The 21,669-nt window shown below is 62.1% G+C and carries 22 protein-coding genes and 3 pseudogenes; 12 read left to right on the forward strand and 13 right to left on the reverse strand.

Going from position 1 to position 21,669, the window contains the following annotated elements; all coding sequences use genetic code 11:
* Positions 1 to 12 precede the first annotated feature (12 nt).
* The 3 genes and pseudogenes from KU43P_RS03990 to KU43P_RS04000 form a co-directional block, all read right to left on the reverse strand.
* Positions 13 to 396, reverse strand: coding sequence for a hypothetical protein (locus KU43P_RS03990; protein WP_317661148.1), 384 nt, complete (start codon positions 394 to 396; stop codon positions 13 to 15).
* A pseudogene (locus KU43P_RS03995) lies at positions 393 to 1,371 on the reverse strand (hypothetical protein). Before KU43P_RS03995 ends, KU43P_RS03990 begins: the two are co-directional and overlap by 4 nt.
* 9 nt (positions 1,372 to 1,380) lie before the next feature.
* Positions 1,381 to 1,590, reverse strand: a pseudogene (locus KU43P_RS04000) (type VI secretion system tube protein Hcp); the annotation flags it as partial.
* A 422-nt stretch (positions 1,591 to 2,012) separates the two neighbouring features.
* Between KU43P_RS04000 and hemA the strand changes: the two are divergent.
* Genes hemA through murI form a run of 5 tightly spaced genes read left to right on the forward strand, consistent with a single transcriptional unit; the run spans position 2,013 to position 6,738 of the window.
* Positions 2,013 to 3,290: a glutamyl-tRNA reductase gene (gene hemA, locus KU43P_RS04005; RefSeq protein WP_317661149.1), complete on the forward strand. Its 1,278-nt coding sequence runs from the start codon at positions 2,013 to 2,015 to the stop codon at positions 3,288 to 3,290.
* Positions 3,287 to 4,369, forward strand: coding sequence for a peptide chain release factor 1 (prfA, locus tag KU43P_RS04010; RefSeq protein WP_317661150.1), 1,083 nt, complete (start codon positions 3,287 to 3,289; stop codon positions 4,367 to 4,369). Before hemA ends, prfA begins: the two co-directional genes overlap by 4 nt.
* A complete protein-coding gene (gene prmC, locus KU43P_RS04015; protein ID WP_317661151.1) occupies positions 4,369 to 5,199 on the forward strand; it encodes a peptide chain release factor N(5)-glutamine methyltransferase in 831 nt (276 codons plus the stop codon). The genes prfA and prmC overlap by 1 nt, the downstream gene beginning before the upstream one ends.
* Positions 5,193 to 5,948 (forward strand): molybdopterin-synthase adenylyltransferase MoeB, encoded by a 756-nt coding sequence (locus tag KU43P_RS04020; protein ID WP_317661152.1) that lies wholly within the window; start codon positions 5,193 to 5,195, stop codon positions 5,946 to 5,948. Before prmC ends, KU43P_RS04020 begins: the two co-directional genes overlap by 7 nt.
* A complete protein-coding gene (murI, locus tag KU43P_RS04025; RefSeq protein WP_317661153.1) occupies positions 5,941 to 6,738 on the forward strand; it encodes a glutamate racemase in 798 nt (265 codons plus the stop codon). The genes KU43P_RS04020 and murI overlap by 8 nt, the downstream gene beginning before the upstream one ends.
* Positions 6,739 to 6,775: 37 nt before the next feature.
* Here murI and KU43P_RS04030 read toward each other — a convergent pair whose 3' ends face one another.
* From KU43P_RS04030 to KU43P_RS04050, 5 genes are all read right to left on the reverse strand, one after another.
* Complete coding sequence (locus KU43P_RS04030) at positions 6,776 to 7,474, reverse strand: SDR family oxidoreductase (RefSeq protein WP_317661154.1); 699 nt, start codon at positions 7,472 to 7,474, stop codon at positions 6,776 to 6,778.
* On the reverse strand, positions 7,471 to 8,913 hold the full coding sequence (gene phrB / locus KU43P_RS04035; protein WP_317661155.1) for a deoxyribodipyrimidine photo-lyase: 1,443 nt from the start codon (positions 8,911 to 8,913) through the stop codon (positions 7,471 to 7,473). The genes KU43P_RS04030 and phrB overlap by 4 nt, the downstream gene beginning before the upstream one ends.
* The gene (locus KU43P_RS04040; protein ID WP_317661156.1) at positions 8,904 to 9,803 is read right to left on the reverse strand and encodes a MerR family transcriptional regulator; all 900 of its coding nucleotides are present in this window, start codon (positions 9,801 to 9,803) and stop codon (positions 8,904 to 8,906) included. Before KU43P_RS04040 ends, phrB begins: the two co-directional genes overlap by 10 nt.
* On the reverse strand, positions 9,793 to 10,761 hold the full coding sequence (locus KU43P_RS04045; protein WP_317661157.1) for a YbgA family protein: 969 nt from the start codon (positions 10,759 to 10,761) through the stop codon (positions 9,793 to 9,795). Before KU43P_RS04045 ends, KU43P_RS04040 begins: the two co-directional genes overlap by 11 nt.
* A 108-nt stretch (positions 10,762 to 10,869) precedes the next feature.
* Complete coding sequence (locus tag KU43P_RS04050; RefSeq protein WP_317661158.1) at positions 10,870 to 11,856, reverse strand: NAD(P)/FAD-dependent oxidoreductase; 987 nt, start codon at positions 11,854 to 11,856, stop codon at positions 10,870 to 10,872.
* A 186-nt stretch (positions 11,857 to 12,042) separates the two neighbouring features.
* Here KU43P_RS04050 and KU43P_RS04055 point away from each other — a divergent pair, with 186 nt between their 5' ends.
* Positions 12,043 to 12,948, forward strand: a complete 906-nt coding sequence (locus tag KU43P_RS04055) for a TIGR01777 family oxidoreductase (protein WP_317661159.1) — start codon at positions 12,043 to 12,045, stop codon at positions 12,946 to 12,948.
* Positions 12,949 to 12,961: 13 nt separating this feature from the next.
* Complete coding sequence (gene hemH / locus KU43P_RS04060; protein WP_317661160.1) at positions 12,962 to 13,975, forward strand: ferrochelatase; 1,014 nt, start codon at positions 12,962 to 12,964, stop codon at positions 13,973 to 13,975.
* Between the two features lie 124 nt (positions 13,976 to 14,099).
* On the opposite strand, the gene KU43P_RS04065 is transcribed toward hemH, so the two are convergent.
* Positions 14,100 to 15,374: a uracil-xanthine permease family protein gene (locus KU43P_RS04065; RefSeq protein ID WP_317661161.1), complete on the reverse strand. Its 1,275-nt coding sequence runs from the start codon at positions 15,372 to 15,374 to the stop codon at positions 14,100 to 14,102.
* 2 nt (positions 15,375 to 15,376) lie between these two features.
* Positions 15,377 to 16,015: a uracil phosphoribosyltransferase gene (gene upp, locus KU43P_RS04070; protein ID WP_317661162.1), complete on the reverse strand. Its 639-nt coding sequence runs from the start codon at positions 16,013 to 16,015 to the stop codon at positions 15,377 to 15,379.
* A 161-nt stretch (positions 16,016 to 16,176) separates the two neighbouring features.
* Between upp and KU43P_RS04075 the strand changes: the two genes are divergently transcribed.
* From KU43P_RS04075 to KU43P_RS04090, 4 genes are all read left to right on the forward strand, one after another.
* Positions 16,177 to 16,734, forward strand: a complete 558-nt coding sequence (locus KU43P_RS04075) for a hypoxanthine-guanine phosphoribosyltransferase (RefSeq protein ID WP_217886500.1) — start codon at positions 16,177 to 16,179, stop codon at positions 16,732 to 16,734.
* Positions 16,735 to 16,736: 2 nt separating this feature from the next.
* Positions 16,737 to 17,210 carry a WbuC family cupin fold metalloprotein gene (locus KU43P_RS04080; RefSeq protein ID WP_317661163.1) on the forward strand — a complete coding sequence of 158 codons (474 nt, stop codon included), beginning with the start codon at positions 16,737 to 16,739 and terminating at the stop codon, positions 17,208 to 17,210.
* 52 nt (positions 17,211 to 17,262) lie between these two features.
* Complete coding sequence (locus KU43P_RS04085) at positions 17,263 to 17,733, forward strand: hypothetical protein (RefSeq protein WP_317661164.1); 471 nt, start codon at positions 17,263 to 17,265, stop codon at positions 17,731 to 17,733.
* Positions 17,734 to 17,802: 69 nt separating this feature from the next.
* Positions 17,803 to 18,093 (forward strand): PA4642 family protein, encoded by a 291-nt coding sequence (locus KU43P_RS04090; RefSeq protein ID WP_317661165.1) that lies wholly within the window; start codon positions 17,803 to 17,805, stop codon positions 18,091 to 18,093.
* Between the two features lie 161 nt (positions 18,094 to 18,254).
* Here the strand turns inward: KU43P_RS04090 and mqo are convergent, their stop codons facing one another.
* Together mqo and KU43P_RS04100 are read right to left on the reverse strand one after the other, a co-directional pair.
* The gene (gene mqo / locus KU43P_RS04095) at positions 18,255 to 19,760 is read right to left on the reverse strand and encodes a malate dehydrogenase (quinone) (RefSeq protein ID WP_317661166.1); all 1,506 of its coding nucleotides are present in this window, start codon (positions 19,758 to 19,760) and stop codon (positions 18,255 to 18,257) included.
* Between the two features lie 600 nt (positions 19,761 to 20,360).
* Positions 20,361 to 20,584 (reverse strand): annotated as a pseudogene (locus KU43P_RS04100) (hypothetical protein).
* Between the two features lie 144 nt (positions 20,585 to 20,728).
* On the opposite strand from KU43P_RS04100, the gene KU43P_RS04105 reads away from it, so the two are divergent.
* On the forward strand, positions 20,729 to 21,313 hold the full coding sequence (locus KU43P_RS04105) for a YajG family lipoprotein (protein WP_317661167.1): 585 nt from the start codon (positions 20,729 to 20,731) through the stop codon (positions 21,311 to 21,313).
* A gap of 100 nt (positions 21,314 to 21,413) precedes the next feature.
* Here the strand turns inward: KU43P_RS04105 and KU43P_RS04110 are convergent, their stop codons facing one another.
* Positions 21,414 to 21,620 carry a hypothetical protein gene (locus tag KU43P_RS04110; RefSeq protein ID WP_317661168.1) on the reverse strand — a complete coding sequence of 69 codons (207 nt, stop codon included), beginning with the start codon at positions 21,618 to 21,620 and terminating at the stop codon, positions 21,414 to 21,416.
* Positions 21,621 to 21,669: the final 49 nt, after the last annotated feature.

Consider the following 21,669-nt stretch of genomic DNA (forward strand, 5'->3'; position numbering starts at 1 on the left):
TCTGTAAGATTATCAGGTGTGGCTTGGATCAAGTATATGTAGCCAGATACGGAAGGCGATCAGTGATCCAATGAGTATCGGATGCATGGCCCCCAGTAGGATCAGCGTTTTTTTAATTCGATTGGGGAAGTTCGCGACCTCGTTAAGGTCAAGCAAGCCTTTCCTTGCGTAGGCTTTTGGAAATGTAAGTGCTAGCGAGATCGACAGCATACGCATAACTTTTCCAAACAGGCCGGCTTGTGAAAGCGTTTTTCTGTTGCCTGTGACAAAGGTGCAATTCGCCAGTAATGACTCAACCCTTTCAAGGTGCTTAACTGCTACATAGAGTGATGCGCATATTGTTGCTGCCATGGCAGCCAAGATGATAAAAGCAACAGCGCCGGTTGTAGTGCTCATCTATGCCCCACCTTTTCATACAGTATGTCGCCTAACGCCTCACCCCCTGCACTACCAAGTTCGGCGCCACCTGCTGCCCCTAAAGCTCCGCCTATGACGGCACAGGCAAGGGCGCCTGTGCCACCTGTAGGTACTCCAAGAGCAAGGCAAAATGCTGGTGGTAAGAGCCCCGCCATAAGTGGCTCCAATCCATCCGCCCGTTACGCTGCCTGTCAAGGATGTACCTTTTACGTACTTTGCCCTTCTACACTCATCTTCGCGACCTAGGGTGCAAGCCTCATGGATGTCTAGCCCTGTACCCGCAACCTCCAATGCGATACCTAGGTATGTGCCTTTTTTTATCAGCTTGGCAGCTCGTCCCACTCCCGCAACTTTATCCGCATACCCTGCAATCTCCTGCGAATGCAGGTAACGCTTCGTGGAGATGGCCAGCGCCCTTTTGATCGACCCTCTATTGCGCACACCTGCCCCGAATCCCGCCACTCTGCTCAATTGTTCATCCAGCCTCATGAACAGCGCTGCACGCCTTGCATAAAACTGGTCACGCGCCTTGAGCGTGCCGGACCCGAGATACTCCTTATGCAGCTTTTCAATCTCCAGCAACGTGTCCTGAATGGCCTTCAGATGCCTGCTCCAGCCATCACTGACCACGCCCGCACCCATTGAGGCATGGGCAAGCAGGGTTTTGAGCAGCTCGAAATTCTCCAGAAAAAATTCGTCAGCCCCCTGCCCGCTGCGCATCAAGCCCATGTGCGTGACGGCGGCCTTGGGCATCAGGAAGGCCTCGTGGCTGGTGCAAGAGGGCGTGGACCAATCCCCCATGATGACCAGTTCGCCGCTTTTGACTACAGTGTTGTAAATATGCGAGTTCAACACATCGAACTTGCTGGCCGCATGCCCGGTCAGGGCAAGGCCGGCCTTGAGCGTGTGATAGTTCTGCATCCTGGAATTGATGAGCGCGCGGGCTTCAGACATGGCAATACCTCACGCGTGTTTCTTGTTACCGATCCGGTCCCAACCGCCGGCGATGTTGCCGCCGCCGGAGCCATCGATACGTTTCTGCTGGGTATAGGTAGTCTTGATTCGGCCGTAATCGAGTTGGACCACCTCAATGGGGACGCCATCGGCAGCGCTTTGGGTGTAGTCGGCAATGATCACTTCTTTGAGGACGATCTCGTAATACTTGAGCTTGTCTATCTGCTGGCGGGAGACTTGGCCCGGTCAGTGAGGGGCAAGGCTAGGCATCGAATTGAGAGAGGGCAATAGCTGGGACTGTATTTCAGAAATGGGCTACAAGCTTGAGGAATAAATCGCTTTGAATGTATCGAAAGTTGTCATTGCATTCCTTATTTCGTAGGAAATATTCCCTTCTCCGACACGGGCTTTGTGGGAGCCGGCTTGCCGGCGATCACCGGCGAAGCCGGTGCCATGACCGCGGTGTCTGCATCGCCGGCAAGCCGGCTCCGACAGGGTGCTCGGCGGGCTTGCCGGCTTTGGTCTCAGCGTGAAAGCAGGTCGGGCGAGCAGGTGCTATCAGCTCAATAGCGAACGGTGGTTGTTCTAAAACCTGCGAAAGAGGACAATTATCGGCTTCCCGTCACAACCAGCGACCTTGCATGGCCTTTCTTGCACTTGGTATCAACCATAAGACTGCCTCGGTAGACGTACGCGAGCGCGTGGCGTTTACCCCAGAGCAGCTGGTCGACGCCCTGCAGCAGCTCTGCCGACTGACCGCCAGCCGCGAGGCGGCGATCCTGTCCACCTGCAACCGTAGCGAGCTCTATATAGAGCAGGATCACCTGTCTGCCGACGCTGTCCTGCAATGGCTGTCCGAGTACCACCGGCTTAGCCTGGATGAGCTGCGCGCCAGTGCCTACGTCCACGAGGAGCACGATGCCGTCAGGCATATGATGCGCGTAGCCTCGGGCCTGGACTCGCTGGTGCTCGGCGAGCCACAGATCCTCGGTCAGATGAAGTCGGCCTACGCCGTGGCGCGTGAGGCCGGCACCATCGGCCCGCTGCTCGGGCGCCTGTTCCAGGCCACCTTCAGCGCTGCCAAGCAGGTGCGTACCGACACTGCTATCGGCGAGAACCCGGTGTCGGTCGCTTTCGCTGCGGTCAGCCTGGCCAAGCAGATCTTCAGCGACCTGGGCCGCAGCCAGGCGCTGCTGATCGGCGCCGGTGAGACCATTACCCTGGTCGCTCGCCACCTGCATGAGCAGGGCGTGCGCCGTATCGTCGTGGCCAACCGTACCCTCGAGCGGGCAAGTATCCTCGCCGAGCAGTTCGGTGCCCACGCCGTGCTGCTGGCGGATATCCCTCAGGAACTGGCCCACAGCGACATCGTCATCAGCTCCACCGCCAGCCAGTTGCCGATCCTTGGCAAGGGCGCGGTGGAGAGCGCGCTGAAACAGCGCCGGCACAAGCCGATCTTCATGGTCGATATCGCCGTGCCGCGCGATATCGAGCCAGAGGTGGGCGAGCTCGACGACGTCTACCTGTACACCGTCGATGACCTGCACGAAGTGGTCGCAGAAAACCTCAAGAGCCGCCAGGGCGCGGCCCAGGCGGCCGAAGAGCTGGTGTCGGTGGGTGCTGAGGACTTCATGCTGCGCCTGCGCGAGCTGGCAGCGGTGGACGTGCTGCGCGCCTACCGCCAGCAGAGCGAACGCCTTCGCGACGAAGAGCTGCAAAAGGCCCAGCGCCTGCTGGCCAACGGTGGCAACCCCGAAGACGTGCTGGCCCAGTTGGCCCGTGGGCTGACCAACAAACTCCTGCACGCGCCCAGCGTGCAACTGAAAAAGCTCTCGGCCGAGGGCCGCCTCGATGCGCTGGCCATGGCCCAGGAACTCTTTGCCCTCAACGAGGGCTCGACGGACAAATCCCCGCAATGAAAGCGTCGCTGCTGAACAAACTGGACACGCTCCAGGACCGCTTCGAGGAACTCACCGCGCTGCTTGGTGACGCCGAAGTCATATCCGACCAGACCCGCTTCCGCGCCTATTCCCGCGAATACGCCGAAGTGGAGCCGGTGATGGCCGCCTATCAAGGCTGGCGCAAGGTGCAGGACGACCTTGAGGGGGCCCAGGCGCTGCTCAAGGATGCCGACCCCGACCTGCGCGAAATGGCTGTGGAAGAAGTGCGCGAAGCCAAGGAGCAATTGGTCGGCCTGGAGTCGCAGCTGCAGCGCATGCTGCTGCCCAAAGACCCCAATGACGGTCGCAATGTGTTCCTGGAAATTCGCGCCGGCACCGGTGGCGACGAGGCAGCGATCTTCTCCGGCGACCTGTTCCGCATGTATTCGCGCTACGCCGAGCGGCGTGGCTGGCGCCTGGAGATTCTCTCGGAGAACGAAGGCGAGCACGGCGGTTATAAAGAGATCATTGCCCGCGTCGAAGGCGACAGTGTGTACGGCAAGCTCAAATTCGAATCCGGAGCTCACCGTGTGCAGCGAGTCCCGGAGACCGAGTCCCAGGGCCGTATCCATACCTCGGCGTGCACCGTGGCGGTGCTGCCTGAGCCTGACGAGCAGGTGGCGATCGAGATCAACCCGGCCGACCTGCGCGTGGACACCTACCGCGCCTCCGGCGCCGGCGGGCAGCACGTCAACAAGACCGACTCGGCGATCCGCATCACCCACCTGCCCACCGGCATCGTGGTGGAGTGCCAGGAAGAACGCTCGCAGCACAAGAACCGTGCGCGTGCCATGTCCTGGCTGTCGGCCAAGCTCAACGACATGCAGACCAGCGCCGCGCAGAACGCCATCGCCAGCGAGCGCAAGCTGCTGGTGGGCTCCGGCGACCGCTCCGAGCGCATTCGTACCTACAACTATCCACAGGGCCGGGTCACCGATCACCGTATCAACCTGACCTTGTACTCCCTCGACGACATACTCGCCGGTGGCGTGGACGCCGTAATCGAACCCTTGCTGGCCGAATACCAGGCCGACCAACTGGCCGCCCTGGGGGACTGATGACCATCATCGCCAGCTTGCTGCGCAACGCGCAGTTGCCAGACTCGCCGACCGAGCGCCTGGATGCCGAACTGCTGCTGGCCGCCGCCATCGGCAAGACGCGCAGCTACCTGCACACCTGGCCTGAACGTATCGTCAGCAGCGAAGATGCCGAAACGTTCGCCAGCTACCTGGCGCGACGCCGTGGCGGCGAGCCGGTTGCCTACATCCTGGGGCAGCAGGGTTTCTGGAAGCTTGACCTGGAGGTCGCGCCCCACACGCTGATTCCTCGACCCGACACCGAGTTGCTGGTCGAGACGGCGCTCGAACTGCAGCCGGCAACGCCCGCGCGGGTGCTCGATCTGGGCACAGGCACCGGCGCCATTGCACTGGCCCTGGCCAGCGAGCGCCCGGCCTGGCAGGTAACTGCGGTAGACCGGGTGGAGGAAGCAGTGGCCCTGGCCGAGCGCAATCGGCACCGCCTGGGCCTGGGCAACGCTCAAGTGTTGGCCAGCCACTGGTTCGGCAGCCTGGCTGGGCAGCGCTATGACATGATTCTGAGCAACCCGCCCTACATTGCCGCCGCAGACCCGCACCTTGTCGCGGGTGATGTGCGCTTCGAGCCGAGTAGTGCGCTGGTGGCCGGAGTGGATGGCCTGGACGACCTGCGCTTGATCGTCAGCCAGGCGCCACAATACCTGTTGCCAGGTGGCTGGTTGCTGCTCGAACATGGTTACGACCAAGCGCCGGCCGTGCGTGAGCTGCTGGCCGGGCAGGGTTTCATCGAGGTTGCCAGCCGCATGGACCTTGGCGGCCATGAACGTATTTCCTTGGGGCGTTTGCTATGTTGAGCGATCAGGAACTGTTGCGTTACAGCCGGCAGATTCTGCTGGCACAGGTGGACATCGACGGCCAGCTGCGGCTCAAGCGCAGCAAGGCACTGATCGTCGGCCTGGGCGGCCTCGGCTCGCCGGTGGCGCTGTACCTGGCAGCGGCAGGGGTGGGCGAGCTGCACCTGGCCGACTTCGACACCGTCGACCTGACCAACCTGCAGCGCCAGGTCATGCATGACAGCGACAGTGTCGGCATGACCAAGGTCGATTCGGCGTTGCAGCGCCTGCAGGCGATCAACCCCGAGATCAACCTGGTGGCTCATCGCCAGGCACTGGACGAAGACACCCTGGCCGCTGCCGTGTCGGCGGTGGACCTGGTGCTGGACTGCTCCGACAACTTCTCCACTCGCGAGGCGGTCAACGCGGCCTGCTTCGCCAAGGGCAAGCCGCTGGTCAGCGGCGCCGCGATCCGCCTCGAAGGGCAGCTTTCGGTGTTCGACCCACGGCGTGACTACAGCCCCTGCTACCACTGCCTGTATGGCCACGGTAGTGAAGCCGAGCTGACCTGCAGCGAGGCTGGCGTGATCGGCCCGCTGGTCGGCCTGGTCGGCAGCCTGCAGGCGCTGGAGGCGATGAAGTTGCTGGCGGGTTTCGGCGAGCCTTTGGTGGGCCGCCTGCTGCTGATCGATGCCCTCGGCACCCGCCTGCGTGAGCTGCGGGTCAAGCGTGATCCGGCCTGTGCCGTTTGCGGCCAGCGTGATGCTTGAGCGTTCGGCGCCGGTCGGCGTGATGGACTCGGGGGTTGGCGGTTTGTCGGTCCTCGCCGAGATCCAGCGGCTGCTGCCCAACGAATCGCTGCTCTACGTGGCTGACTGTGGCCATGTGCCGTATGGTGAGAAGTCTCCCGACTATATCCGACAGCGTTGCCGACGCATTGCCGAGTTCTTCCAGGCGCAAGGCGCCAAGGCTCTGGTTCTGGCGTGCAATACGGCAACGGTGGCGGCAGCGGCGGATTTGCGTGAGCTGTACCCCGACTGGCCGTTGGTGGGTATGGAGCCCGCCGTCAAGCCCGCTGCCGCTGCTACCCGTTCCGGCGTGGTGGGCGTGCTGGCTACGACGGGTACGTTGCAAAGTGCCAAGTTCGCCGCCTTGCTCGACCGTTTCGCCAACGATGTGCAGGTGATCACCCAGCCTTGCCCTGGTTTGGTCGAGTTGATCGAGACTGGGGACTTGAGTAGCGAGCCGTTGCGTCAGCTGCTCCAAGGTTATGTACAACCGCTGTTGGCTGCCGGTTGTGACACCCTGATCCTCGGTTGCACCCACTACCCCTTCCTGCGCCCACTGCTGGCGACGATGGTGCCCGCGGATGTGGCGATCATCGACACTGGCGCCGCTGTGGCGCGGCAGCTGCAACGCTTGCTGGCCGCGCGCGACCTGCTGGCCCAAGGGCCCGCGCGCGCGGCAGCGTTCTGGAGCAGTGCCGCCCCCGAGTCACTGAGCAGCATTCTGCCGGCGTTGTGGCATGAGGCGAGCCCTGTCTCGCCGTTTCAGCAGTAACACCAGGCGCCAGGCAGTGAACCTGCCGCGTGGGTTGTCAGCGCGACAACGGCCATAGAACGCTCAGGTCCAATACCTCCAGCACCAGTTCCGGCTCACGCAGTGGTAAGCGCTGCAGAAGCTCCTCTGCCGCACTCTGCGGCGTCCAGGCTTCTGGGGCGGCCTGTGCCGCAGTCACGGGGGTCTTGAGTGATTGCGGGGCTACCACGGTCAGGGCAATACCCCATCCTTCCAACGCTTCGCGCTCTTCGCGCAGCCACTGGGGCATGTTGTTCCAGCCCGCGGTGACTTGCGTCGGTGCATGGAGCTGCAAGGCCGAATAGCGGTTGAAGATGGCCATCACCTGCGGTGACTTACCCTTTGCCAGCAACGGCAAGACCTTCGCCAGGCAGTTTTCGCCAGCCAATTGGTTGCTGCTGACGATGCTTTCGAACAGTTCGTCGTCCGGCATATCGTCAGCCAGGTAATCACTGGTGCCCGCATTGATGATCAGGCTGTCCAGGGATCCCCAGGCATCACAAAGCTGCTGGCAAGCACTGCTTGCCTGCTCCTCATCATGCAGTTGCCAGGGCAGGCGCAACAGCTTGCGGCCATGACGTGATGCCAATGCATCCAATGCAGTGTCATCCTTTGCGCTTGCGGCTACTTGATGGCCTTGGTCGAGCAACCGTTCAACCAAGGCCAGACCTAGTCCATTGGTCGCCCCCGTAACCCAGAAACTTCGTGAGTTAATCAAGATACTGCCCTCTGCTCCTGTCGACGCGGGAGGTTTTTGAAAGCCTCCAGTGCGCGCTGACGACTACTTCCAAGATCGACGATTGGACTGTGATAGCTATTAATAGACAAAAGATCGGCCGACTTCACTGGCTGATGAATAGTTTTATTATCGAGTACCCTCAATTCTGGTAACCAATGGCGGATAAAACGCCCCTGTGGGTCGAAGCGCTGCGACTGTGAAACCGGGTTGAACAACCGGAAATAGGGCACGGCGTCGGTGCCGGTGGAGGCGCTCCACTGCCAGCCGCCATTGTTGGCAGCCAGATCGCCGTCTATCAGGTGGCGCATGAAATGGCGCTCGCCCTGGCGCCAGTCGATCAGCAGGTTCTTGCTGAGGAACATGGCCACGACCATGCGCAGGCGGTTGTGCATCCACCCGGTGTGCAGCAACTGGCGCATGGCCGCATCGATGATCGGGAAACCGGTGCGCCCTTCTTTCCAGGCCTGCAGATCCTCGGGCGCATCGCGCCAAGGCAGGGCCTCGGTATGCGCGCGGAACGCACGGTGCCGTGATACCTGTGGATAACCCTGCAGGATGTGCTTGTAGAACTCGCGCCACAGCAACTCGTTTATCCAGGTCTGGATGCCGCTGCTGCCGCTGTCGAACTCGCCCTGGTTGCTGGCCAGCGCGGCGTGCAGGCATTGTCGGGGCGAAATCACGCCAGCGGCGAGGTAAGCCGAGAGCTGGCTGGTGCCTGGCTCGGCGGGTAGATCGCGCAGATGCTGGTAATTCTCCACGGTGTCGTCGAGAAAACGTGCAAGTCGCGCTTGGGCTTCTTCTTCCCCGGCGGGCCAGTGCTCGCTGAGGGCGCGCGGCGGCTTGTCGAAACCTTCGATATGTTGCGGGATCGGGTCGCTGCTGATGTTCAGTGGCGCTTGCGGTTTCACCTGTGGGGCCAGTGCGGGCAGGCTTCGGTGCAGGTGCTCCAGGCAGGCTTTCTTGAACTGGCTGAACACTTGGAAGTAGTCGCCGGCGCGGGTCAGGATGGTGCCGGGGCGAAACAGCAACTGGTCCAGGTAGCTATGGGCCTGGATGCCGGATGCTTCCAAGCGGTCCCGAGTGGCCTGGTCGCGCAGGTTCTCGTCGATGCCGTATTCATCGTTCCAGTGCACAGCTTCGATGGCGTGCTGACGGCAGACCTCGAGTACGCAGGAAGCGGCTTGGTCCCAGGTATCGATCTTGCGGATCAGCAGTGGGATATTGAGCGTGTCCAGCGAATGGCGCAGATCGCGTAGGTTGCGCAGCCAGAAGTCGATCTTGCACGCCGCGTCGTCATGGGCCTGCCACTGGCCCGGGCTGGCCAGCCACAAGGCCACTACCGGGCCGCGCTCGGCGGCGGCGCTCAGAGCGGTGTTGTCGTCGATGCGCAGGTCAGTGCGCAGCCAGATCAATTGCATGGAGAGGTCGTCTCGGCAGGCTGGGGTTGAGGATGTTGCAGCACACGCAATGCTGCTTGTGGAGTATCGAACAGATACAAATCGGGAAGTTCGAGCGCTTGCAACTGAGCCTGATGAATGGCAACCGTGGCCCCTCCGATCAGCTTCACCCCGTTTATCCCTTGGAGGGTGTGCTGCAACGCTTTGGCGTCGATACGCGGGCCCAGGTGCAGCAGCAGCGCCCGGGGCCGTAAGGCATTGGCGGCGCGCTGCAGCAGCGCGCCACTGACGGGTTGTTCAAGGATTTCAACAGGTATGCCGTTGCTGCTCAGCAGCCAGGCACACAGCCACAGGCTCGGGTCGAAGGGGTGCTCGGCATCTTCGGCGAGCAGCACCGCAGGCCCTTGCAGCAGCAGGTTGTCGTGGTAGACCCGTGCGCCCAGTTTGCTGCGCAACCAGGTGTGGAAAAACACTTGCTCAAGCTGTGCATTGAAATACGTTCGCCAACGCAGTGCCAAACGGTCCAGCAACGGCAATAGAAGCTGCTCGCACAGGGTAATGGCGGGGTAGAGCGCCATGGCTTGGTTGAGTTGCTGGTCCAGGGTGCGCAGGGAAAGGCTGGCGATGGCCTCGATGAGCTGCGACTGACGATCCTGCCAATCGCCCTGGGGCGCCATGGTGGTCGGCTTGTCCAGCAAGTCGCGCACCTGGCCCACCGAGGCGCCACGCTGCAGCCAGGCGAGAATCGCTTCAACCCGCTCGACCTGATCGCTTGGGTAGAGACGATGGCCCTTGGCGGTACGTTGCGGTTTGAGCAAACCATAGCGCCGCTCCCAGGCGCGCAGGGTCACCGGATTCACGCCCGTGCGCCGCGCCAGTTCGCCGATGGGCAGCAGTTCATCAGACCGCATTGCGCAGCCCCAGCGTGTCGGGATGTGGTTGCAGGTAGGCCTGTTGTTCCAGGTAGGGGTCTGGGTGTATGCGCAGATAGTGCTTGAGCAAGGTCAGTGGCACCACCAAGGGCACAATCCCTTGTTGGTACTGGTTGATGGTGTGCTGCAGCTCGGCCTTGTCCTGTTGCGTCAGGGCATCTTTGAAATAGCCACTCAAGTGCTGCAACACGTTGCCATGGGTGCCTCGGCTGGCGCATCGGCGCAGGGCCTGCATCAGCTGGCTGAAATAGCGTGCCCCGAGTAATTTCGGGTCGTCGTCCCGGCTCATGCTGCCGAGCAGGCGCCCCAGTTGGCGATAGGCCTGCGGGTTGTTGGCCATCAGCATGTACTTGTAGCGTGAGTGGAAACGCACCAGCGCCCCGCGGCTAATGCCTTCCTTCAGCAAACGCTGCCAGTCGGCGTAGGCGTAGACGCGGCTGATGAAGTTTTCCCGCAGTACCGGGTCATGCAGGCGGCCTTCTTCCTCCACCGGTAGGTCGGGGCGCAGGGCGCAGAATGCAGCCGCGTAGGCACCAGTGCCGCCTTGCGCTGCGGGGTGGCCGTTGTCCTGGTAGACCTTCACCCGCTCCAGGCCGCAGGAGGGCGATTTTTGCATGAAGATATAGCCGCAGATGTCATCCAGTTCGCCGGCCATCTGCTCGCCGTACTGCTGCAGTGGGGCTGTCACATCCAGGTCGGGGTTGCGCGTGCCAACCACTGCAGGATGCTCAGGGTTGCCGATCAGCCGTATTGGGTCGCGAGGGATGCCCAGGCCAATGGCTACCTCAGGGCATACCGGCCGCCATTCGAAGTGCGCTTCCAATTGCTCGCGGCACAGGTCGGAGGCCTTGTGCCCGCCGTTGTAGCGCACGCTGTGCCCAGTCAGGCAGGCGCTGATGGCGATGCGAGGCTTGGGGTTGTCGGCGACGTCGGGCATGGCTATCTCCGAAATAAACTTGTACAAGAACGAAGGCGTGTACAAGTTTATTCCAACATAGCTGCAAACTTATGCAAGCAATATTTTCTGTATAGCTTTGCGTGCCGATTATTCGAGGTGCTCCAGCAGCCGGCGTGCAGCCTCCTGGCCGCTGAGCCAGGCGCCTTCGACGCGGCCCGACAGACACCAGTCGCCACACGCGTAGAGCCCTTGGTCGGCATCGGCCAGGGCGCCCCATTCATGGTTAACGGCAGGCCGGGCGTATAGCCAGCGATGGGCCAGGGCGAAGCTCGGTGCCGGCACCACACAGCCGACCAGTTCGGCAAACTCGCCCCATAGCTGCTCGATCACTTCTTCCTTGGACAGGTCGATGTGCTGCTTGCTCCAGTTCGAGGTGGCATGCAGAACCCAGGTGTCGAGGTGCTCGTCGCGGCCGGGTTTGCTGCGGTTGCGGGCCAGCCAGTCGAGCGGGTTGTCCTGCACGAAGCAGCCTTGCATCGGCGTGTCCAATGGGGTCTGGAAGGCCAGGGCGACGGCCCAGGTCGGCTCCATCACCACACCGGCGGCCACTGCCGCGAGCTTGGGCGTGGAGGCCAGCAGTGCCGTGGCCTGGGGCGCTGGCACTGCGATCACAACGCGGCTGTATGGGCCATGGCTGCAGCCCTCGGTGTCTTGCAGGTGCCAGTACTGTTTGCCGCGAAACACTTCGGCGATGCGACAGCCAAAGTTCACCGTCACGTCCTTGAGCAGGCCGCGGGTGATGGCGCTCATGCGCGGTACGCCGACCCAGCGAGTCTGTTCATCGGGAGAGGGGGTGAGCTCACCGTCGCGGTAGTTGTACAGCTGAGGCTTCCACTGTTCGGCCCAGCCAGACTCCACCCAGTGCTGCACCTGTTCGACGAAGCGCCGGTCGCGGGCGGTGAAGTACTGTGCGCCAAGGTCGAGGGCACCGGCTTCGCTGCGCTTGCTGGCCATGCGCCCGCCACTGCCGTGGCCTTTGTCGAACAAATGAACGGCTTGCCCGGCCTTTTGCAGGGCTTGGGCTGCGGAAAGGCCGGCGATACCGGCACCGATGATGGCAATAGGTACTGTCATGATGGCCTCTTCGAACCTTGCTGTACGCAGACTACGCTGTCAGGCAAACCTGTACAATGCACAATGTTTGTATAAGGTTATTCCGCTTATAGGGCAGCTTGGCCTATGTTTATCCGAGAGCGTTTGGTTAAAAAAGTGCCTTGTTGTTAAAAATAGACCATCGCCGCACTCTGCGAGGACACAGCCATGCATATATTGCTGACAGGCGGTACCGGCTTGATTGGCCAGCACCTGTGCCAGTTCTGGCTCGGCCAGGGCCATCGGATCAGTGTGTGGAGTCGGCGCCCTGAACAGGTGCCACGCTTGTGTGGCAGGGGCGTGCGGGGCATTGCGCAATTGCAGGAGCTGGCAGCGGACGACCCGGTCGATGCCGTTATCAACCTGGCGGGTGCACCCATTGCAGACAGGCCCTGGACGGCGGCTCGTCGCCAGTTGCTATGGGCCAGTCGCATTACCCTCACCGAACAGTTGCTGGCCTGGCTGGAAAGCCGTGAGCAGCGACCGCACGTGCTGGTTTCCGGTTCCGCCGTGGGTTGGTACGGCGATGGTGGCGAGCGTGAGCTGACCGAGGCATCGCAGCCCGTGCGGGAAGATTTTGCCAGCCAGTTGTGCATCGCCTGGGAGGAAACTGCCCAGCGCGCGCAAGGCTTTGGTATTCGCGTGGTGCTGGTGCGTACCGGGTTGGTCCTGGCCAGCGATGGCGGCTTTTTGTCGCGCCTGCGCCTGCCGTTCAAGCTGGGGCTGGGTGGGCCCTTGGGCGATGGGCGGCAGTGGATGCCCTGGGTTCATATAGACGACCAGGTCGCCCTGATTGATTTTCTCTTGCACCACAAGGATGCCAGCGGTCCTTATAATGCCTGCGCGCCAGAGCCGGTGCGCAACCGCGAGTTCGCCAAGCGCCTGGGCCGCGCCCTGCATCGCCCGGTGTTCATGCCCATGCCTGGGCTGCTGCTCAAGGCGGGGCTTGGCGAGCTGTCGACGCTGTTGCTCGGCGGCCAGCGGGCGCGCCCGGTACGCTTGTTGGCAGCAGGCTTCACCTTCCGCTTCAACGATCTGCAATCGGCCCTGGACAGCCTGTCCAGCCGCCTCTGACATAGGACGCTGCATGACCGATCACGCCCTGCTGCTGGTCAACCTGGGTTCCCCGGCCTCCACCTCGGTGGCCGATGTGCGCCGTTACCTCAACCAGTTCCTGATGGACCCTTACGTGATCGACCTGCCCTGGCCGGTTCGGCGTCTGCTGGTGTCGCTGATCCTGGTCAAGCGCCCGGAGCAGTCCGCGCATGCCTATGCCTCGATCTGGTGGGACGAAGGGTCGCCGTTGGTGGTACTGACCCGTCGTCTGCAGGCGGCGATGGTCGAACATTGGCCCCATGGCCCGGTGGAAGTCGCCATGCGCTATGGCGAACCGGCGTTGCCGGAGGTGCTCGCGCGCCTCGCTGCCCAAGGTGTACGCAAGGTCACCCTGGCACCGCTTTATCCACAGTTCGCCGACAGCACGGTGACCACGGTGGTGGCGCAGGCAAAGCAGGTGATTGCCGAACGCCAACTGCCGCTGCAGATGCGTGTGCTGCAACCGTTCTACGATCACCCCGAATACATCGAGGCGTTGGCCGCTAGTGCCAGGCCGTATCTGCAGCAGGACTACGATCACCTGCTGCTGAGCTTCCATGGCTTGCCGGAGCGGCACCTGAAGAAGCTCGACCCAACCGGCAAGCATGATTTCCAGGCTGCGGACTGCTGCAAGGACGCCAGCGCCGAGATGCGCGCGGTGTGCTACCGCGGCCAATGCCTGGCGACTGCCAAGGCCTTTGCGACGAAGATGGGCATACCGGATGGCAAGTGGTCGGTGTCGTTCCAGTCACGCCTGGGGCGGGCCAAGTGGATCGAGCCCTATACCGAAACGCGCCTGGACGAACTGGGCAAGGCTGGGGTGAAGAAGCTGCTGGTGATGTGCCCGGCGTTCGTGGCGGACTGCATCGAGACGCTCGAGGAGATTGGCGACCGGGGGAAGGAGCAGTTCATCGAGGCAGGGGGCGAGGAGCTGGTGCTGGTGCCGTGCCTGAATGATCATCCGCAGTGGGTGAGGGTGCTGGCGGGGATGTGCGAAAAGGTCTGATCTTGAGGCGGCCCTATCGCCGGCAAGCCGGCTCCCACATTTCAAGGACTGTGCAGAACCTGTGGGAGCCGGCTTGCCGGCGATAGGGCCCGCGCGGGCTCTGCAAGACTGAAGCCCAGTTACCTCAAGGCAACTGATCATCCAGCTTCTTGTGCTTCCAGCTGTCATTGCCCGGTAGGATCAGGTTCAGCGCAATGGCCACGATGGCGCACAGGGCAATGCCCTTGAGGCCCCAATCGTCCGGGCCGTCGCCGCTGCCGATCAGCACACCGCCAATGCCGAACACCAGGGTCACCGAAACGATCACCAGGTTGCGGGCTTCGGCCAGGTCTACCTTGTGGCGGATCATGGTGTTCATGCCTACCGCTGCGATCGAACCGAACAGCAGGCACAGAATGCCGCCCATGACCGGTACTGGAATGCTCTGCAGCAGCGCACCGAACTTGCCGATGAACGCCAGGGTGATGGCGAAGATCGCCGCCCAGGTCATGATCTTCGGGTTGTAGTTCTTGGTCAGCATCACCGCGCCGGTCACTTCGGCATAGGTGGTGTTGGGCGGGCCACCGAACAGGCCGGCGGCAGTGGTGGCCAGGCCGTCACCCAGCAGGGTGCGATGCAGGCCGGGCTTTTTCAGGTAGTCACGGCCGGTCACGCTGCCGACTGCAATCACCCCGCCGATATGCTCGATCGCCGGTGCCAGGGCAACCGGGACGATGAACAGGATGGCCTGCCAGTTGAACGCCGGCGCAGTGAAGTTGGGCAGCTCCAGCCAAGGCGCATCGGCGATCTTGGCGGTATCCACCACGCCGAAGGCGAACGACAGGGCAAAACCGACCAGCACGCCCGAGATGATCGGCACCAGGCGGAAGATGCCTTTGCCGAAGACAGCAACGATCAGGGTAGTGAGCAGCGCCGGCATGGAAATCAGCATGGCCGTCTTGTACGGCATCAGCACCGCGCCGTCACCGTCTTTGCCCATCGCCATGTTGGCAGCGATCGGTGCCATGGCCAGGCCGATGGAGATGATCACCGGGCCGATGACCACGGGTGGCAGCATGCGGTCGATGAAACCGGTGCCCTTGATCTTCACCATCAGCCCCATGAAGGTGTACACGAAGCCTGCAGCCATCACGCCGCCCATGGTCTCGGCCAGGCCGAACTGGCCCTTGGCGAGAATGATCGGGGTGATGAACGCAAAGCTCGAGGCCAGGAACACCGGCACCTGACGGCCGGTGACCAGCTGGAACAGCAGGGTGCCGATGCCGGCAGTGAACAGTGCCACGTTCGGATCGAGGCCGGTGATCAGCGGCATCAGCACCAGCGCGCCAAATGCCACGAAGAGCATCTGCGCGCCCGAAACGACCTGGCGCCAGAGCGGGTCGTTGAAGCCGTCCTGCATGGTCAGGCGTCCTTCTGCTTGGTGCCGAAGATCTTGTCACCGGCATCACCCAGGCCTGGCACGATATAGCCGTGCTCGTTCAGGCGCTCGTCGATCGACGCGGTGTAGATGCGCACGTCCGGGTGGGCTTTTTCCACCACCTCGATGCCTTCAGGCGCCGCAACCAGGACCATCGCGCGGATTTCCTTGCAGCCTGCCTTCTTCAGCAGCTCGATGGTGGCGACCATCGAACCACCGGTGGCCAGCATCGGGTCGATGATCAGGGCCAGGCGCTGGTTGATGTCCGGCGCGAGCTTTTCCAGGTAGGTGTGGGCTTCGAGGGTTTCCTCGTTGCGGGCAACGCCGACGGCACTGACCTTGGCGCCAGGGATCAGGCTGAGCACGCCGTCGAGCATGCCGATGCCTGCCCGCAGAATCGGTACCACGGTAATCTTCTTGCCGGCGATTTTTTCCACCTGAACCTTGCCACACCAGCCGTCGATCTCGTAGCTTTCGAGGGGCAGGTCCTGGGTGGCTTCATAGGTCAGAAGGGCGCCGACTTCCTGGGCGAGTTCGCGAAAATTCTTGGTGCTGATGTCGGCACGGCGCATCAGGCCGAGCTTGTGGCGGATCAGCGGATGGCGGATCTCACGAGTGGGCATAGGGGGGCTCCGAAAGGCGGGCAAAAAAACCGCGCTAGATTAATCTATTCAGCCTTTGCTGTCGTGCAGTCCTTTTGCACGTTAGTCCATAAATGCTTGATCTGTGACGAGCGGATGCGTACCTTTGCCCGCTTTTCCAAAATGCACCCCCGGAGAGCGCCATGTCCGCTGATCTCGAGCACATCCGTCAAGTCATGCGCGAGGCAGACTGCCTGTACAACGAAGCCGAAGTGGAAGCGGCCATTGCCAAAGTGGGCGAACAGATCTGCAAGGATCTGCACGACAAGAACCCGGTGGTGTTCTGCGTCATGAACGGCGGCCTGATCTTCGCTGGCAAACTGCTGACCCACCTGCAGTTCCCGCTGGAGGCCTCGTACCTGCACGCCACCCGCTACCGCAACCAGACCAGCGGTGGTGAGTTGTTCTGGAAGGCCAAGCCTGAAGTGTCGTTCATCGACCGCGATGTGCTGATCGTCGATGACATTCTCGACGAAGGCCACACCCTCAGTGCCATCATCGAATTCTGCAAGCACGCCGGCGCCCGTTCGGTGCATACCGCCGTGCTGATCGACAAGGATCACGACCGCAAGGCCAGCCCTGATCTGAAGGCCAGCTACGTCGGGCTGCCCTGCGTGGACCGCTACATCTTCGGTTATGGCATGGACTATAAAGGTTACTGGCGTAACGCAAACGGCATCTTCGCCGTCAAGGGACTATGACCATGAGCCAGCCCGCGTACATTGATCGATCTCTGTTTGCCGGACTGGCGCAAAAAGCGGCCGAATCGCCGCGTGGGCGTTTTCACCACAGCTTTCATGACGCCCAAGAGCCCTTCCATCGCATGGCCGTCGGGTTGCAGCCGTCGACCTATGTTGCGCCGCACCGGCACCTCAGTGAGGACAAGGCTGAAACCTTGCTGGCACTGAAGGGGCGGCTGGGGCTGCTGGTATTCGACGATCAGGGTGCAGTCATCGACAAGCGAGTCCTCCAGGCTGGAGGTGACTGTATCGGCGTGGACCTGCCGCCTCGTGTCTACCATTCGGTGGTGGTGCTGGAGCCCGACAGTGTGTTGTTCGACTGCAAGGCAGGGCCCTACATGCCGTTGGCCGAGGATGAGCAGGCTCAATGGGCGCCTCGTGAAGGCGAAGCGGGTATGGCCGAGTACCACGCCTGGATGATCGCGCAGTTCGATTGATTGCGCGCTCGGGTCGCGTGCTAGAGTGCGCCTTCATGCCAAGGAGCCTCACATGCGTGCGATTCTTCCCCTGCTGCTGGCGGTGAGCCTGCCCCTCGCCGCCGCCCCCCTGCACAGCCAGTTTCTCCCGCCCGATGACCAGGCCCTGCGCCAGGAAGCGCCCACCGCCCAGCAGCTGCTGCAGGTGACCGATTATTCGGTGGTAGTCGGTGCCCAGCGCCAGTCCGACCAGCAGCCCATTCCGATTACCGCCTCGCTGCAGATGCGCCTGAAGGGCAAGCCGCTGAGCAAGGGCGCGACCATCGGCCAGGTGTTGCTCACCTTCGATGGCGAAGCGGGCAAGAGCCTGAAGAAGCCGGTATACGACGACAAGACCCGCACCTTGAGCCTCAACTACCCGGTCAGTGATTACCGAGTGATCATGGACCTGCTGCGCAACGAGACCGTGTACGTGCAGTTCCTCACCTATGCCAATGGCCATGTCTGGGCCGACCTGCACACCGGTACCGTACGTACGCGTTGAGGGGCGCCGCCTGTGGGGGGTACACTGCCGGCCTTCGAAAATCCCGTGATGGTCCAGTTGGAGCCGGCAATGCGCAAAGACAAGAAGCAGGTGATTGGTGACGAGATCAGCGATGACTACGTCAAGACGTTCCTCCAGTTCGAGCCGGCCGATGGCCTGACCTCGCCGTCGCTGCACAAGCTGGTCAAGGCCTACCGTGGCCTGCGTGTCGATGACTTCGAGCGTTTCGTCGGCTTCTTCGTCGCGGCCGGTTTTGACCTCGATGGCAAGGACGAGCACGGCAAGACCTTCGTCGAGCAGATCGCTGACCAGCGCAATGCGCCCGAGTACATCGAGATCATCGACAAGGCCCGCGGCTGATCTAGCCTGCACCGGCCTATCGCCGGCAAGCCCCTCCCACAGGTACACCTCGGTTCTTGAGATCTGTGCTGTACCTGTGGGAGCCGGCTTGCCGGCGATGAGGCCGACGAAGTACAGGCACAAAAAAACGCCCCGAGGGGCGTTTTTTCGTTTCAGCCGGTTCAGGCGTAATGCTTGGCCGGGCTGTCCTCCACCAGTTCCAGCGCCACATCGTTTTCGGCGCTGATCTTGCGGTACAGCGCTGCATCGGTGGCCAGGGTCTTCTCGCGAGCCGGGAAGATCTCCTTGAGCTTGGCAGCCCATGCACCCTTGGCCTGCTCGGGGAAGCAGCGTTCGATCAGCTCGAGCATGATCGACACGGTCACCGAAGCTCCCGGCGAAGCGCCGAGCAATGCTGCCAGGCTGCCGTCCTGGGCCGAGACCAGCTCGGTGCCGAACTGCAGGATGCCGCCTTTTTTCGGGTCTTTCTTGATGATCTGCACACGTTGGCCAGCCACTTCCAGGCGCCAGTCTTCTGCCTTGGCCTGCGGGTAGAAGCGACGCAGCGACTCCAGGCGCTGTTCCATCGACTGCATCACTTCGCTGACCAGGTACTTGGTCAGGTCCATGTTGTCGCGGGCCACGGCCAGCATCGGGCCGATGTTGCCCATGCGCACCGACAGCGGGAGGTCCATCAACGAACCGTGCTTGAGGAACTTGGTGGTGAAGCCGGCGTACGGGCCGAACAGCAGCGAGGTCTTGCCGTCCACCACGCGGGTGTCCAGGTGCGGTACCGACATCGGTGGCGCACCGACCGCGGCCTGGCTGTAGACCTTGGCCTGGTGCTGCTTGACGATTTCCGGGTTGTCGCAACGCAGCCACTGGCCGCTGACCGGGAAGCCGCCGAAACCTTTGCTCTCCGGGATACCCGACAGCTGCAGCAGCGGCAGAGCCGCGCCGCCAGCGCCGAGGAACACGAAGCGGGCGTCGACTTCACGGCTGCCGCCGCTGTTGACGTCCTTGATGCTGACGGTCCAGCCTTTGCCGTTACGGCGCAGTCCGACGACCTTCTTGCTGTACTTGACCTGCGCGTCCGGCGAGTCGCCCAGCAGCTTGAGCAGCTTGTTGGTCAAGGCACCAAAGTTGACGTCGGTGCCTTTGGTCACGCGGGTGGCTGCGATGTGCTGATCGGCCGGGCGGCCGGGCATCATCAGCGGCATCCAGTCCTTCATCACGGCCTTGTCTTCGGTGTATTCCATCTCGGCGAAGGCGTGGTGCTGCTTGAGCAGCTCGAAACGCTTCTTGAGGAAGGAGACACCCTTGTCACCTTCGACGTAGCTCAGGTGCGGGACAGGGTTGATGAAGGCACGGGCCGAGCCGAAGTTGCCTTTCCTGCTCAGGTAGGCCCAGAACTGGCGCGAGACCTCGAACTGGGTATTGATGTGCACGGCCTTCTTGATGTCGATGCTGCCATCGGCGGCCTGTGGCGTGTAGTTCAGCTCGCACAGGCCGGCGTGGCCGGTACCTGCGTTGTTCCAGGGGTTGGAGCTTTCCGCGGCCCCGGAGTCCATCGCCTCGACGACCTCAAGCTTCAGGGTCGGGTCAAGCTCCTTGAGCAGTACGGCCAGGGTGGCACTCATGATGCCCGCGCCTACCAGTACCACATCAACCGATTCGTTCTGCGCCATTTAACGCGTCTCCACAATCTACAGCTACCTAATTGACAGCATAGGACCCCAGGGTCACCAGGATCGCCATGTCCGACTCTTCGCAGTTCTTGCAACTTCCGCGGACACCGCCAATCAGTCTTTGGGTTCGAGTATTGAACCCCGCAGCCGCGGGTGCGGCAATTCGACTTATGGTCAAGGTGTCGTGCGTGCGCTATGGAACGGCCTCAATCACCCAGAGAAAATGAGTGTTTCAGCCGCCTGTTCAGGGCTGTTCGGGACACATCTGCCGCTTTTGCACATGCCAGACTGTTCATTGCTCGCCACACTCTCGTGAAGTTGTGAAAAACCGTTTTTTCACGCTCTTTTGGAGTCGTGAACCTCAAAAGGGGACTGCGCGATGGCAACCCACAGGTTCATGCAGTGCGAAGGGCCAGAAAGCAGGCACGACAGCCGATGCAAGACCTGAGTGGAAGGCTCTCTGTGGGCTGGGCGGTGAAGGTGCCGGGGTCAAGCGGCAGGTGCGGGGCCCGATCAGGAGACGTCCTTATAATCGGGGGGAGATTATAGCGATGTCGCGGGCAGAAAGGTCGTTAATCGTGCTTTTTATTGCAGCGTTTGTCAGGCCGGCAGGCTGCGTTGCTGCCACCGGCGGCTTGCATGGGCGCAAAGCCGGGCTTCGGCGGCCCAGCCAGCGCAGATGGATTTCGTCGATCTGCACCTATCCAGTGCCCCCCTGGCGGCTGGTTGCATTGCTTGAATGCCAGGCATCTGCCCTGTTCGTCGAGGCGGGCATAGCAGCTGTCGCGCGGGCGTTTGAAGAACAGCGTGCAAAACGAGGCCATGGCAGCGAGTGCTGTGCATCAGGGCTTGGCGCAAGGATAACGTGGGTGCCATGAAACGATTGTGACAAGCGGGCCGGCCGATGACTGGTCAGCCCCTGGCTAGGTATACTGTGGGCCTTTGCCGCATTTTCTGGAGAAACGCGCATGTTGCAACGTCTGTTGTTCGGTTTGATCGCCGTGGCCAGCCTCAGCCTGGTCGGTTGTGCCCACAGCCCGCAACAACTCAGCCCGCAACCCAAGCTCAATGCCCAGCTCGCACCGGTCGGCCACGGCCAGCCGGTAGTGGTCAAGGTGGTCGATGGCCGGGCTTCGCAGTCGCTGGGCACCCGGGGTGGCATGTACCCTGAAACCAGCACCATCAGCGTGAGTGGCAACGATGTCGTGCCCAAGCTGCAGGCCCAGGCAGAGGCCGCCGTGCGCCTGCTGGGCTTTACCCCAACGCCCAACGCCTACAACGCGCCGCAGCTGACCGTGACCCTGGCCGAGCTGAAGTATCAGTCGCCGAAAGACAACCTGTACGTGACCGAGGCCACCATTGGCGCCACCTTCCGTGCCGACGTCTCCAACGCCAACCGCCGTTACAGCGGCCGTTATGGTGCTTCGCTGGACCAGCGTTTCGGCATGGCGCCGAACCAGGAAACCAACACCAAGCTGGTGGGTGATGTACTGAGCGATGCCTTGACCCGCCTGTTCAAGGACCCGACCATCGGTCAGGTGCTGGGCGAGTAAGCATTCGTTCATTGAATTGAAAAGCCCGCTGCCTGGTTTCAGGCAGCGGGCTTTTTTGTTTGTCTGCACCGGCCACTTCCCGGGCAGCATCGGTGAGGCCTCAAGCCGCTTCGATATGAAAGTCCAGCACGCTGACGCCTGTGAGCATGTCCACTTCCGGCAAGTCCTGATGCACATGCCCCCCCAGGGCGCAGTAGACCAGCCACTGGCGGTCCTGGACATTGATGGCGAAGCCGTCGATCAGCGCCTGCTGCTCATCGCTCTGGGCCACGAGGTAGAGGCGATCCTGGTTTTCGGCGTGCAGCATGGACTAGCTCCGTCATGAGAAGAGGCCGACAGGGTGGCCTGTTCTGATG

Source organism: Pseudomonas sp. KU43P (assembly GCF_033095865.1).
Taxonomy (GTDB): domain Bacteria; phylum Pseudomonadota; class Gammaproteobacteria; order Pseudomonadales; family Pseudomonadaceae; genus Aquipseudomonas.

Bases quoted from the DNA above. Each gene is read 5' to 3' on its own strand.
- hemH (WP_317661160.1), top strand. From the start codon at position 12,962: ATGACCGATCACGCCCTGCTGCTGGTCAACCTGGGTTCCCCGGCCTCC.
- prfA (WP_317661150.1), top strand. From the start codon at position 3,287: ATGAAAGCGTCGCTGCTGAACAAACTGGACACGCTCCAGGACCGCTTC.
- KU43P_RS04080 (WP_317661163.1), top strand. From the start codon at position 16,737: ATGAGCCAGCCCGCGTACATTGATCGATCTCTGTTTGCCGGACTGGCG.
- KU43P_RS04045 (WP_317661157.1), bottom strand. From the start codon at position 10,761: ATGCCCGACGTCGCCGACAACCCCAAGCCTCGCATCGCCATCAGCGCC.
- hemA (WP_317661149.1), top strand. From the start codon at position 2,013: ATGGCCTTTCTTGCACTTGGTATCAACCATAAGACTGCCTCGGTAGAC.
- KU43P_RS04040 (WP_317661156.1), bottom strand. From the start codon at position 9,803: ATGCGGTCTGATGAACTGCTGCCCATCGGCGAACTGGCGCGGCGCACG.
- KU43P_RS03990 (WP_317661148.1), bottom strand. From the start codon at position 396: ATGAGCACTACAACCGGCGCTGTTGCTTTTATCATCTTGGCTGCCATG.
- murI (WP_317661153.1), top strand. From the start codon at position 5,941: ATGCTTGAGCGTTCGGCGCCGGTCGGCGTGATGGACTCGGGGGTTGGC.
- KU43P_RS04065 (WP_317661161.1), bottom strand. From the start codon at position 15,374: ATGCAGGACGGCTTCAACGACCCGCTCTGGCGCCAGGTCGTTTCGGGC.
- KU43P_RS04085 (WP_317661164.1), top strand. From the start codon at position 17,263: ATGCGTGCGATTCTTCCCCTGCTGCTGGCGGTGAGCCTGCCCCTCGCC.
- KU43P_RS04105 (WP_317661167.1), top strand. From the start codon at position 20,729: ATGTTGCAACGTCTGTTGTTCGGTTTGATCGCCGTGGCCAGCCTCAGC.
- phrB (WP_317661155.1), bottom strand. From the start codon at position 8,913: ATGCAATTGATCTGGCTGCGCACTGACCTGCGCATCGACGACAACACC.
- prmC (WP_317661151.1), top strand. From the start codon at position 4,369: ATGACCATCATCGCCAGCTTGCTGCGCAACGCGCAGTTGCCAGACTCG.
- KU43P_RS04050 (WP_317661158.1), bottom strand. From the start codon at position 11,856: ATGACAGTACCTATTGCCATCATCGGTGCCGGTATCGCCGGCCTTTCC.
- KU43P_RS04020 (WP_317661152.1), top strand. From the start codon at position 5,193: ATGTTGAGCGATCAGGAACTGTTGCGTTACAGCCGGCAGATTCTGCTG.
- KU43P_RS04055 (WP_317661159.1), top strand. From the start codon at position 12,043: ATGCATATATTGCTGACAGGCGGTACCGGCTTGATTGGCCAGCACCTG.
- upp (WP_317661162.1), bottom strand. From the start codon at position 16,015: ATGCCCACTCGTGAGATCCGCCATCCGCTGATCCGCCACAAGCTCGGC.
- mqo (WP_317661166.1), bottom strand. From the start codon at position 19,760: ATGGCGCAGAACGAATCGGTTGATGTGGTACTGGTAGGCGCGGGCATC.
- KU43P_RS04090 (WP_317661165.1), top strand. From the start codon at position 17,803: ATGCGCAAAGACAAGAAGCAGGTGATTGGTGACGAGATCAGCGATGAC.
- KU43P_RS04110 (WP_317661168.1), bottom strand. From the start codon at position 21,620: ATGCTGCACGCCGAAAACCAGGATCGCCTCTACCTCGTGGCCCAGAGC.
- KU43P_RS04075 (WP_217886500.1), top strand. From the start codon at position 16,177: ATGTCCGCTGATCTCGAGCACATCCGTCAAGTCATGCGCGAGGCAGAC.